Consider the following 13,112-nt stretch of genomic DNA (forward strand, 5'->3'; position numbering starts at 1 on the left):
TTAAAGTACTAAGTGTAGCGTCAAGCTAAAGAAATCGCCTTCATCGCTGGTGGTTAGTTTGTGCCTATTAGGATAGGCCAGCAAAAGTCGTCGGCGGGTATTGCTTAAGCCAATACCTCCTGATTGTTTTTTAGCTTCGGAACACTTTTTATTATAAGTTTTAAATATTAAGTGGTTTTCTTTGACCAAAATTTCTATCAAAAGTGGGTGATCGGGGTTCGACAAATCTCCAAATTTGAAAGCATTTTCTACAAAAGTTAATAGAATCAAAGGCACAATACGGCGATATTCCAAATTGCCCTTGATATTTAATTGCACACACAACCTATTGTCAAAACGTAGTTGATTAAGTTCGACATAGTTTTGTATTTGCGCTACTTCTTTACTCAAATGAACTTTCCCTTCCTCATCATCGTCTTTTATGGCATAACGCATAATTTCAGAAAGTAGCATAATGCCACGAGAAAGGTTTTCAGAGTATTGCACAGACTGTGCATAAAAGAAGTTTAGGGTATTGTAAAAAAAGTGTGGACTGATTTGTTTTTTCAGATTAGTTAACTCTGCTTGTTTGATGGCGTCATTCAAGCGATCATTCTCTTGTTGATTAAATTGTTGTTGTTGTTGTTGAGTAAAAAAAAGCTGAGCAAATCGATAAGTAATTGCCCAAGAGATCACAACTGTATAAGTAATAACCTGAAACCAAAAGTTCTGTTTTCCGCTAAAATATACATAAGAGTCAAAAAAGCGGGGTATTAAAAGGAAATGAACCAAGCAATTCCATACAACAATAGTTCCAAGTATTAGTGCTGTGCGTCGGAATAAAGTTCCTTTCAAATTTAGCGTGGCTTGAGAAGGAATAATATATTTTAAGATAAAAATAAAGACGCAAAGCTTACAAACAGAGTGTAGTATGAGCGGTACACTAGATTTGAGGTTGAAGGGTGCTTCCAATAACCCATTGAACACCATAACCTCGCAAAACATGTATAACAACCATACCAAAAGATATATCCAAACAAGCCTCAATTTGTTATTCATTCCCAAATTTACCATGAAGAAATACACTTATCATCAAAAAAACATCATTTTGTAAATTTCATAACCTAAGTTAAGAGACTCTATTTATTTAGCCCTATTTTGAGAATAGCTTCACACAGAAATCTGACTTGTTGACCCTCTTTATATACCCGTCCACGTAAATAATTTTTAGAATTGTGTATTAATATTGAAATTTGATTTCCAAATAATATTTGGTATGAGTACACCTCAAAAGCATTTAAAGTTAATAGTCTCTACTCCTATTTTCCCTTCAAAGGACTCACTTGTTGAGTCCTTTGTAATTTATAGCTATCTCCAATTTGGCAATTTCCTCTTTACTTCCTATCGCTTAAAGAAACTTACAAGCTATCTTTGCGGTTAAGTTTAATAAACGATAGTGATAAGATATCAATTCTTGTCTAAATGGCATAAGTTTTATTTGCCACTAATTTCGAAAAACAATCATGGGCGATTTAAAAATCAATAAAGAAGAGATTCTCAAGGCTTTATCTACGGTTCCTGAACCAGACTTGAAAAAGGACCTTGTTACCCTTAATATGATTAAGGACATTGAGTTGGGGGTAGGCGAAGTTCGCTTTACTGTTGTACTTACAACACCAGCTTGTCCTTTGAAAGAAAAAATCAGAAAAGACTGCGAAAATGCTATCCACGAGCACGTAGACCCCAATCTGAGAGTGGTTATTAATATGACTGCTGATGTTACTACGACTCGCTTTGGCAATTCTACTTTATTACCCGATGTCAAAAATATTATTGCAGTAGCTTCAGGTAAAGGTGGTGTGGGTAAGTCTACAGTAACAGCCAATTTGGCTATGGCGCTCAAATTGTCTGGTGCTAAAGTGGGTATTATCGATGCCGATATTTCTGGCCCTTCGATTCCAGTGATGTTTGGTGCTGAAGATTTACAACCAATGGTACAGCAGATAGATGGCAAAAATATGATTCAGCCAATCATGCAGTACGGCATCAAGATGATTTCAATGGGCTTTTTGGCTCCGCAAGACAATCCTGTGCCTTGGCGTGGTCCTATGGCTACACAAGCTTTGCGTCAGTTTTTTGGTGATACACACTGGGGAGAATTAGACTATTTATTGATTGACCTCCCTCCAGGTACTTCAGATATTCACTTGTCGTTGGTACAGCTTGTGCCTGTAACAGGTGCAGTTGTAGTAACTACGCCACAAAAAGTGGCGTTGGCCGATGCTACTAAAGGTTTGATGTTCTTCCGTCAAGCACAAATCAACGTTCCTGTATTGGGGGTTGTGGAAAACATGGCTTATTTTACTCCAGAGGAATTACCAGACAATAAGTATTACATTTTTGGAAAAGATGGAGGTAAAAAATTGGCTGAAAAATACGAAACTGAATTATTAGGCTCTATTCCGTTGGTACAAGGAATCCGTGAAGGTGGTGATGAAGGCAAACCTGTAGTAATGGGTGATTCGATTATGACTCAAGCCTTTAAAGACCTTGCCGAAAACGTAGCACAACAAGTAGCTATTCGTAATGCAACGATAGACAAAACTACACCAGTACAGTTGAAAGTGTAGACGATAAATACATATAGCTAAATTTCCTAGCCATCTGTCGGCTTTAGTATCAAATAATTACGATATTTGTATTACTAGCAAAATCGAATAGGGCAGAAGCAAAATTCTAGCTTGAATATATTTATGGATCTTGCTAAAAGACCATACAACCAACTTGTTATAAAGCATGGAAACAACGTTTGAGAATTCTCTAGCAGAAAAAGTAGAATCGGCCTTAAATAAGATTCGTCCTTATTTGGTAGCTGATGGTGGCAATGTGGAAGTTATCGAAATCACAAACGATTTGGTTCTCCGATTACAATTTGTAGGCGCATGCAGTTCGTGTTCAATGTCTGCCATGACTTTCAAAGCTGGTATAGAGGAAACCATTCGTCGTGAAGTTCCTGAAATTGCTCGTGTCGAAGCTGTCGTGGCCTAATTCACTCAAAGCTTTGTCCAAAATATATATAGCCCTTGCAAATTATTTTGCAGGGGCTATTCGTTGTGTAGGAGCAATAATCAATTTCGGATTGGGGATTTTTGATTTCGGATTTTAATAATAGTATTTGTTTATAAAAATAGATACTTCCGAAATCAAACATCCGAAATCCGCAATACTTAAAATAAAACCGTATGAAAAAAATTGCTTTACTATTTGCCTTCGTAGTAGGTTTGGTACAGGCTCAAGCACAGGTACGTGGAGGTATTAACTTCTTTAAAGGAACACTCAAAAGTGCCTTTGCTTTAGCTCAAGCTCAAAACAAACCTCTTTTTGTCGAAATTTATGCGATTGGTTGTCCTCACTGTGAAAACTTCAAAAAGACTTTTGATGCTAATGCCAAAGTCGGAGCTTTTTACAACAAAACCTTTATCAATTACCAATTGGAGGTAAACTCTCCTGAAGCAAAAGCTTTTCGTCAAAAACATAATATCTATGTGTTGTCAACGCCTTTGATGAGTTTTTGGGATAAAGACGAGAAATTATTACATATCCAGTCGGCTGGAGATGAGCAAAACAATGAAGCCTATATCATCAATATGGGCGAGCGCGCTATTAATCCACAAATGCAATCGGCTACTTGGAAAAGCTATTTCAAACAAGGTATGAACGATGATAATTTCTTGATTGAATATGCCTACACTTGCCGCTTATTATGTGATACAACCGACAACCTTGCAGCAATGCGCACGTATGCGCAAAAACAAAAATCAGAGGTGATGTCTAGTCCAACCAATTTTGTGGTTTTACAGAAAATCATCATGGATGACGAAAACCCCTTGTTCATCAATATGATGAATCATTTGGAGGAGTTTAATAAAAAGTTTGGTGCGCAGAATGTCAAAGTTACAGCCGAGAATATTATCATGTATAGTTTGTATTGCAGTCGTGCGCAACAATATTCGCCTGAAAAATTTACTCAAATGAAAGAATATCTTCGTCGTTTGGGCATCGACGAACAATCAATTCGTGGGCGTTTTGTATGGACCGAATCGACGATTCTTTTCAAAGCAGGAAAAGACATAGAAGCTGCCAATTTGATTGATGCGTTTTGTAAAAACGTAAAGCAAATCGACAAAAAAGATGCAGCATTTATTGAGAATTTTGTGAAAACAAAAACAACTAACTCCGCAGCTCTCGAAAAACTAGACTGGATTTTTAAGAAAAAATAAGTTGATGCTATTCGCTGTAGGCACTACGCTGTAAGCAAAATGATGAAAGTCAAAGACTCACTTTGCCTACAGCTTCTAGCCTACAGCAGCAAGCAACCTATAATGACTCACTTTGCTTTAGGTTAAAGCTTATACATTTTATCGCCTCAAATCTTCCAAAACCCTGCTGTCTCGCCTAAATTTGCTATATTGCACGCCAAAAATAGCATTCTCTTCAACGTTTAATCCCGATTGCTTAATCGGGCGTTTCAAGCATGAATATAGGTATCTTCTTTGGCGGGCCCGCTCGTGAACGTGAAATTAGTTTTGCAGGTGGTAAAACGGCGATGGAAAACATCGACAAATCACTTTTTACGCCTGTTCCAATTTTTGTAGACGGCACAGGAAACTTCATCATTCTCAATGAGTCGCTGGTATATTCTAGCGCTATCCGTGATTTTTATCCCCCAAAATCTTATCAAGGCGATTATACAATATACTCAGAATCGTTAGGGCAATTATCTGATGAAGAACTTGATACCATGCTTCAATCCATTGGTACACGTATTTCACCCGACAAATTTAAGTCCTACATCGACTTTGCCTTCATTGCTATGCACGGTCCTGGTTGCGAGGATGGAAGTATTCAAGGTTTGTTGGAATGGTACGGTATTCCATATTCAGGTCCAAGTGTGATGGGTTCTTCGATTGGGATTGATAAAATCGCCCAAAATGACTTGATTCGCTTGGCAGTAGGTCTTAACAAAAGAACAGCAACATTGACTCGCCAGTCTTTTGAGCAAGAGGAGGCTAGTGTTTTGTTCGAACAAATCAAAGCCCAAGTTGGCTTACCATTTGTCGTGAAAGCACCACATCAAGGGTCATCTATTGGGGTAGCTTTTGTGAAAAAAGATGAGGTAAGTGATTTTGTAAAAGCAGTAAAACAGTGTTTCTTTATTCGTGAGGTAAGTGCTGAAGAATGGAATGCATCTGACAAGAAAGAATATGTTCAAAAAATGGCGAATCTCGATGAAGGTATCGGTTTGCCAGTAGCATTGAACAACGAATTAGTATATCATCCTGCGGAGTTGTTGACCAAACTTGATGCGCATTTTGCACAAGCAAATACCAAAGCAGAGTTGATTTCGAGCAATGCCGAAGATGCTGTTTTGTTTGAAAGTTTTGTAAAAGGACAAGAATTTAGTTGCGGTGTCATCCAAACGCCAGATTGCGTATCGGTAGCATTGCCGCCAACCGAAATCATAGCAGGGGTAGAGGTATTTGACTTTAAAGCAAAATACCAATCTTCCGCAACTCGTAAGCGTATTCCTATCGAAACGTCATTGGATAACCTTCATAAGGTGCAAGCTGATGTTAAAAAGGCTTTTGACTCATTGAAATTTGGCGTTTGTACACGTATCGATGGTTTCTTGACACCAGATGGTGAAGTTTTATTGCACGATCCAAACACTATTCCAGGTATGTCGCCAACCTCCTTGATATTCAAGCAAATGGGAGAAATCGGATTGAATGTGACAGACGCAATTACCTATTTTATTCGTCAATCAATTCGTGAGCGTGTTCGTACAGGAAAAAATACGATCAAGTTTCAATTACTATTAGAAAAATTAGATGCGGCTATTGCCGCTCGTATCGCAGGTTTGCCTTCTCGTAAACAAGTAGCCTTTTTGTTTGGTGGTTTCGACGCCGAAGCGCAAGAGGCATCTTATGCCGAAGCAAAAAAAGCGTATGGTCGTTTGGCAGCTAGTGTGGATTCGCTTCCTGTTCCTATTTTTGTGACAGGAAATGACGCTTCTTCAGCGAAGTATTACAAGCTTCCTACGAATATTATGTTCAAAGAGTTCGCCGAAGATATTGTGAAAGCATTAGATGGTTCAGTTCACCCATTAATTACTCAGACTCGTATCAATGCAGAGGCCATCACACTACATTTTACGGGTAAATTGGTAGGTTCTGTGGAAGAAATCGACTTATCCACAATCTTATCAACATGCCAAGCACAGCAAAACTTTGTAGCTGGCTTGGAGATTGAGCTGTAGTATTGAAGGATTATTTGTATCCGTAGAGACGTAATATTTTACGTCTTAAGCCGAGTCAGAGATAGTGTAGTAGTATCAAACATGAGTCATCATGAAACATGATTCAATAATTTTATCAAAAAAAGCGGTCGAAAAACAATTTTCGACCGCTTTTTTTGATGCTAGATACAACTCAGTTTTAGACATAAAGTATTACGTCTCTACGGTTGACATACCAATTTTAACATAATCACTCATTTACTCAATCGCTATTTACTAAATTTACTTAACCGTAAATACGCCTTGACCGATTTTAAAACCTTCGGCATACAATTCTATAGTATGATTACCAGCATTATATTTTGAGTTTTCGCCACGACTAAAAAGCATTTCTACACGTTGGTCATTGCTCGTATATTCTATGACTTTTTTGGAAGTGTAAGCCGTTTCGATACCATTAAATTGGAAAATACCAGACCCCAATGCACTATCCGAAATCACAGCACCCGTTGGGTCAAGAATACGAAGAATGATTTCCTTTTCATTTTGCTCAGTCAGAGGATTAGATGGAAGTGTGAAAATGACCAATAACTGATTCATTTTCTTTGATTTATAATTGCCACCATCTTGTACTTTTCCACGAGAACTTACTGCCAGCGCCTGAATGTTAATAGCTTTCAATTGAGCACCAATTCGTACTTTTTTGCTAAGTTCTTCATTTTTACTTCGTTCTTCTGTAACTGATTGCGTTAGCACTTCACGTTCGGCGCGTAAGCCTGTATTTTCACGTACAACGCCTTCTTTCTCTTGTGTCAAAATTCCCTTCTCTTTCACCAAACTTTCATTTTCAGAACGAAGCTTATTGATTTGTTGGTCTTTTTCAGATAGTAAGGCAATGTATTCTTGAATTTTTTCTTCGTAGGTATTTTTGTCAAACTTACTGGTATTCTTAAGTTCGGCTTTGTCATGATTTAAGCGAGCTTTCAAGTTTTCTAGTTCCTCAACTTTTCCTCCAAGCTCCTTTATTTCAGCGATTTTGGCATCTAGTTGTGTCGAAATAGAATCCAAACGTGTCCGTACCGTAGTCAGTTCTTCTATTTTCTGATTAATGATAGACTCTTGACTTTCAGTTTTTTGATTTGCATTAAATAGCATATAGCCTAAAACCAAAATAACAACAGCTGCAAGTCCCAGAAGGATTTTGAGAAGGCCATTATTACCTGAGTTAGGCGAATTTTGATTATTCATAATAATAAAGTACTAAAAATGAAAAGATATATTTTACCATAAATTACGGTTGCAATAATAGATAAAGTTTTGAACCGAAATAAATTTTCATTTGAAATATCAATATTTTGTGCGTATTGATGAAAATCGGGTATTATTGATTAAAATATAATGTAAGGGAACGTGTTGTAAAACTATCCAAACGTGGATATAGATGGACTAATGGAAAACTAGCAGAAACAAGGATAAGGCTTATAACTCAGAAAGCTTTACTAAAGTACGCTTTTCTGGGCATATAAGCATCATGTAAAGGATACCATTTACTGGATTATGATAATGTTTGCTTTTATTAAGTTAGTGGGCAAAATAAAATTTAAGATTGTTCTTTGGGCTTTCAGGTAGTGGCTTTCGGCGGTGGGCTTTGTGAAAAAGCATGGCTGTGGTTATTAAAAAACTCTTTGCTTAGTGCCTAACGCTTGTTTAAATTCATTGGGAATATTTCGCCGAATGCCCATTGCTGAAAGCCGAAAGCTCAAAACTCAGCACTCATACTTACCTTAATAGGCATATTACCTTTTGGTTTTAGGGTAATTTGTGGGTCAGGAATCACATTCTCCATTTTTTCAAAATCAAAATGTTTGACTAATAGAGCCAGCATAACCTGCATTTCCATTAAGGCAAAATTGTTTCCAATACAAAGTCTAGGGCCACCTCCAAATGGTAAATACGAATAACTAGGACGTTGTTTTATCCGCTCAGGCAAAAAATTGTCAGGATTAAATTCCTCTGGATTTGTCCAATAGGCTTTGTTGCGGTGTAACAAATATGGGCAGAAAAAAACTTGTTCTTTGGCAGGAATCAAATATTTACCAATTTTTTGGTCTTCCATGACTTGTCTACTAATTGCCCATGCTGGAGGATATAACCGTAACACTTCATTTACGACTTGTGATGTATAAGTTAGTTGTCTGATATTCTCAAAATTGGGTAAATGCTCTCCTAATACCTCCTGAGCTTCACGACGCATCTTTTGGACTATTTCAGGGTGTTGTGCCAACAGGTACATCGCCCAAGACATTGCCATTGCGGTAGTTTCATGACCAGCAATAAACAGCGTAACAATTTCGTCTCGTAGTTGCTTATCAGTCATTTGCTCTCCTGTCTCTTCGTCCTTAGCAGTGATAAGCATTTGTAATAAATCATCAAATTGAGCCTCTGGATTAGATTGAAGGGCATTTCTGCGAGTGCTGATAATTTCCTGAATCACAGCATCTAGTCGCTTAGAAGCAGCTTTGAATCCCTGATTTGTCTTGGTAGGCACCCACATCGGGAATCTTACTGGAGTACGCATCTGCATGCTCAAGATTTCATTGAGGGTATCAATATCTTGTGAAATATGAGCAATTTTATTTGGGTCGATACCTGTACCAAACAGCGATTTTGTGACAATCAACAAAGTTGCCTTCATCATTTCCTTGGTCATAGGTAGTGTCGTAGAACCATTCTCTTGTTGGAGTGTAGCTTCCCAACGTTTGACCAAAGTCATAGTCTCGTCGTTCATGATATCGACTAATAAGGCCAAACGCTGTTTGTAAAATGCGGGCTGTGCCAATTTGCGTTGGCGGTGCCAAAACTCACCATGACTCGTCAAAATACCATTTCCTAATACTTGCCCAAGAACTCTGTAAGCACGCCCTTTGACGAAGGATTTGCTATTTTCTTGTAGTACATATTTGATATCTTCTGCATTAACCAACAGGTAGACTTTGAGATACACAATTCGTAATTGCGCAATACGTTCATAGTTATTTTGAAGTTTAAGCAAGAAATTGAGAGGGTCTCGTCCAAATTCTAATGCATGTCCAAAGAAAAACACACCCTTGACCACTGGAGCTTTTTTAAGAAACATAGACTGTTAGTAAATTGTAATGCTGAAATATCAGTTAGTCCTGTAAGAATGATTCTAAAACTGTCTATTTCGGATATCGGATGTTGGATTGTGAAAGTTTAATCTTTTATGTTTTGTAAAAAATAAAGGTATTTTACTTTATTTCCGAAATCAGAAACCCCCAATCTGCAATAGTTTGAAATCCTATCTGGATGATTAACTATCTGTAAAATAAATGATTGTGTAAAAGTAAAACACTCAATTCACTCAATCTAAAGATATATCTGTACCATTTTTCGCCAATAGCGAGCTTTGTGAGCTTCCTCGTCCCATACGTACAAATGATGGTGAATATCTTTATAATTCAGAATTTCACTAAAATGAATATTGTTTTCTAAAAATGCATCCTCCTGTCCGATGGCTAAAATAATATCCATTTTACGTAAATCAGAAAGTGTTCGCTCGTCTTGAAGATTGGGAATAAATTGAATAGGCGTGTTGAAATAAATATCTTCATCGTGATAACCACTAAACAAATCCCTAAAATACCCAGTTGCCCAAGTTAAGTCATAGCGTCCGCTCATACCTACAGCCTTACAGAAATAATGTGGGTATTTCATTGCTACGTTGATAGCATGATAAGCTCCTAAGCTACAACCTGCCGAAATCATATCACTAAAAGGATTGATTTGGTGCATGAATGGAATTACCTCCTGTATAATATATTGTTCGTAAGCAATATGCCGTACAATGCGTTCACGAGGAGTAATATACTCGTTATATAAACTTTCGGCATCTACGCTATCTACACAAAAGACCTGTAAATACCCAGCTTCGATTTTGTCTTGGATGGCAGCAATTACCCCCCAGTCTTCATAGTCATAAAACCTTGCAGCCCTTGTAGGGAAAAACAGTACACGTGTTCCAGTATGCCCAAATACCAGTAACTCCATGTTTTTTTGAAGGTTTGGACTAAACCATTGGTGGTATGAGCGGGTCATGTTAGCGGAATTTTAAAAGGGATTGATAGGTCAGAAATTTAATAGGAAATCTTTTAAACTTGTTTAAATTGAGATAAATGTTTCAATAAAATTTCCTTCAAAATAGTATGTCCTTGTGTATTGAAATGCAATCCGTCGTTTTCGTAATACTGTGGATTGGGACGATTGTCGTATCCTAAATAATTATCATAGATATTCACAAAATGCCAATAAGGATTTTGACGAGCTTCAATTTCGTTTTTGATAATTATATTGGTGTATTTTACTTGGTCGTTGAGATACCAACGAATCGGACTAGGCTTTATCGAAACATAAGAGCAATGAATATCGCCATAGCGCTCTTTTACTTTTTCAAAAAGCTGAAAAAGAAAGATATAAATTTCCTCTGGATGACGGTTATTGCTCAGGTCGTTGTCGCCTGCATATACGATAATATTATCGAGAGACTTTTGGTATTTGAATACTCTATCAAAATACCAAGTACAGGCTGCTAATGTAGAGCCACCAAAGCCTAAGTTGACAGGTTGGAAAGGTGCAAAGTCATGGTAAAGTGATTGCCAAAGTGTAAAAGTCGAACTTCCATAAAAAGCCGTTTGGGGTTGATATTCTAAGGTTTTTTGTAATTTCTCTAATCTTTTAACTTCTTCTTCGTACCAAAACATGACTTTAGTGGATAACAGGGTTATGATATTTGGGTGTGGACTGTTGACTCTCAGAAAGCAAAACAGCATAAAGCCATTTGCTAACCACCTTGAAGGTTACAGCATCATTCAAATATAGCCAAAAGACTTTAAACAAAAGGGCTGGCTGTGTCAATTTTACACGAACTCTTGTGTAGATAGGATAGACGATTTATCTAAATGACCTATAAATAGTTATTTGTTTTAGATAAAATTGCCTTAAAGCACTACGAAAAATACAAAATTGCTTATTTTTGCACTTTCATTCTGACGAGGTTAGTTGTAGGGTAACACACATAAACTAAAGCCCTAACGAGCAACTAGCCGAAAATGTATCAAAACAATGTCATCCAAAAAAATCCAATCAGCCCTCATTTCGGTTTATTACAAAGACGGACTCGCTCCAATTGTTGAACTCCTCCACAAGAACGGGGTAAAAATTTACTCAACAGGTGGTACTCAAACTTTCATCGAAGAAATGGGTATTCCTGTAACTGCCGTAGAAGATCTTACTAGCTATCCTTCTATTTTTGGTGGTCGCGTAAAAACTTTGCACCCAAAAGTATTTGGTGGAATTTTATACCGTCGTGACAATGAAGGCGATGTGCAAACAGCAGCTCAATTCGAAATTCCTTCGATTGACTTGGTAATTGTGGACCTTTATCCATTTGAAGAAACTGTAGCAGGTGGTGCTTCTGAAGACGACATCATCGAAAAAATCGACATCGGTGGAATCTCATTGATTCGTGGTGCTGCTAAAAACTTCAATGATGTATTGATCGTTTCTTCTCGTACACAATACGCAGAAGTATTAGCATTGTTGGAAGCTAAAAATGGTGGAACTGACTTGGCAGACCGTAAGCGTTTTGCTATGTTGGCGTTTGGCGTGTCATCTCATTATGATACTGCTATTCACGCGTATTTCTCTGGCAATACAACAGATATTTATGATTTCAAAGCTTTACCAAACCACTCGTTACGTTATGGTGAAAACCCTCACCAAACAGCCACATTCTATGGCGATTTGGAAGCGCTTTTCGAGAAATTAAATGGTAAAGAACTTTCTTATAACAACTTGGTTGACGTAGATGCTTGTATTACATTGTTGGATGAGTTTACTCAAACTTCATTTGTCATTATCAAGCATACTAATGCTTGTGGTGTAGCTTCGGCCGAAACGGTAAAACAAGCCTACTTGAATGCTTTTGCTTGTGATACTATTTCAGCGTTTGGTGGTGTGTTGGCAACAAACGGCGAAGTAGATGCTGAAGCGGCTGAGGCAATGAACTCATTGTTCTTCGAAATTTTGATTGCTCCTTCTTTCACTCCAGAAGCGCTTGAGATTTTGAAAACAAAGAAAAACCGTATCTTATTGAAGCGTAACGAAGTGGCGTTTGGTAAGAAAATGTTCAAAACTTTGTTGAATGGTGTTTTGGAGCAAGATAAAGATTTGGCTACAGAAACAGCTTCTCAAATGCGTACTGTAACTGAAAAAGCTCCTTCTGAAGCAGAATTGAAAGCCTTAGAATTTGCATTGAAAGTTTGTAAGCATACAAAATCTAACACAATTGTATTGGCGAAAGATGGTCAATTAATCGCCTCAGGTGTAGGTCAAACTTCACGTGTGGATGCCTTGAAACAAGCTATCGAAAAAGCAAATGAGTTTGGTTTTGACTTGACTGGTTCAGTAATGGCATCAGATGCATTCTTCCCATTCCCTGACTGTGTTGAAATTGCTCATAAAGCAGGCATCACGGCGGTTGTGCAGCCAGGTGGTTCTATCAAGGATAAAGATTCTATTGCTTATTGCGACGCCAATGGCTTAGCAATGGTTATGACTGGTGTGAGACACTTCAAACACTAGAAAATATGGAACGCCTCAATCAGCCAGATTGAGGCGTTTTTATGCTTTATTGTGTAGATTTGGTGTTACCACTTACACAATATCTATTCTTCAAAACGACAGCCAAAATACTTCTTTTTTCTTCAATTATTTTTGATTTTATCTTCAGAAAAATATTTCCTGAAAATTTCGAAAG

10 protein-coding genes are annotated in these 13,112 nt (G+C 37.5%); 5 read left to right on the plus strand and 5 right to left on the minus strand.

Annotated features, from left to right (window positions below; all coding sequences use genetic code 11):
* A complete protein-coding gene (locus BWI92_RS07245) occupies positions 1-834 on the minus strand; it encodes a sensor histidine kinase (protein WP_176464363.1) in 834 nt (277 codons plus the stop codon).
* Between the two features lie 668 nt (positions 835-1,502).
* Between BWI92_RS07245 and BWI92_RS07250 the strand changes: the two genes are divergently transcribed.
* From BWI92_RS07250 to BWI92_RS07265, 4 genes are all read left to right on the plus strand, one after another.
* The gene (locus BWI92_RS07250; RefSeq protein WP_095161447.1) at positions 1,503-2,609 is read left to right on the plus strand and encodes an Mrp/NBP35 family ATP-binding protein; all 1,107 of its coding nucleotides are present in this window, start codon (positions 1,503-1,505) and stop codon (positions 2,607-2,609) included.
* A 166-nt stretch (positions 2,610-2,775) separates the two neighbouring features.
* Positions 2,776-3,027: a NifU family protein gene (locus BWI92_RS07255; protein ID WP_095161448.1), complete on the plus strand. Its 252-nt coding sequence runs from the start codon at positions 2,776-2,778 to the stop codon at positions 3,025-3,027.
* A gap of 194 nt (positions 3,028-3,221) precedes the next feature.
* Positions 3,222-4,259, plus strand: coding sequence for a thioredoxin family protein (locus BWI92_RS07260; protein WP_095161449.1), 1,038 nt, complete (start codon positions 3,222-3,224; stop codon positions 4,257-4,259).
* A 254-nt stretch (positions 4,260-4,513) separates the two neighbouring features.
* Entirely contained in the window at positions 4,514-6,298 is a 1,785-nt protein-coding gene (locus BWI92_RS07265; protein ID WP_095161450.1) for a hypothetical protein, read from the plus strand.
* Positions 6,299-6,559: 261 nt separating this feature from the next.
* On the opposite strand, the gene BWI92_RS07270 is transcribed toward BWI92_RS07265, so the two are convergent.
* The 4 genes from BWI92_RS07270 to BWI92_RS07285 form a co-directional block, all read right to left on the minus strand.
* Positions 6,560-7,525, minus strand: coding sequence for a hypothetical protein (locus BWI92_RS07270; protein ID WP_095161451.1), 966 nt, complete (start codon positions 7,523-7,525; stop codon positions 6,560-6,562).
* A gap of 511 nt (positions 7,526-8,036) precedes the next feature.
* Entirely contained in the window at positions 8,037-9,413 is a 1,377-nt protein-coding gene (locus tag BWI92_RS07275; RefSeq protein WP_095161452.1) for a cytochrome P450, read from the minus strand.
* A gap of 251 nt (positions 9,414-9,664) precedes the next feature.
* Positions 9,665-10,393 (minus strand): esterase family protein, encoded by a 729-nt coding sequence (locus BWI92_RS07280; RefSeq protein WP_095161453.1) that lies wholly within the window; start codon positions 10,391-10,393, stop codon positions 9,665-9,667.
* Between the two features lie 53 nt (positions 10,394-10,446).
* Positions 10,447-11,055: a GDSL-type esterase/lipase family protein gene (locus BWI92_RS07285; protein ID WP_176464364.1), complete on the minus strand. Its 609-nt coding sequence runs from the start codon at positions 11,053-11,055 to the stop codon at positions 10,447-10,449.
* Positions 11,056-11,416: 361 nt separating this feature from the next.
* Here BWI92_RS07285 and purH point away from each other — a divergent pair, with 361 nt between their 5' ends.
* The gene (gene purH / locus BWI92_RS07290; RefSeq protein WP_095161455.1) at positions 11,417-12,937 is read left to right on the plus strand and encodes a bifunctional phosphoribosylaminoimidazolecarboxamide formyltransferase/IMP cyclohydrolase; all 1,521 of its coding nucleotides are present in this window, start codon (positions 11,417-11,419) and stop codon (positions 12,935-12,937) included.
* The last annotated feature ends 175 nt before the right edge of the window (positions 12,938-13,112 follow it).

Source organism: Flectobacillus sp. BAB-3569 (assembly GCF_002270355.1).
Classification (GTDB): Bacteria; Bacteroidota; Bacteroidia; order Cytophagales; family Spirosomataceae; genus Flectobacillus; species Flectobacillus roseus.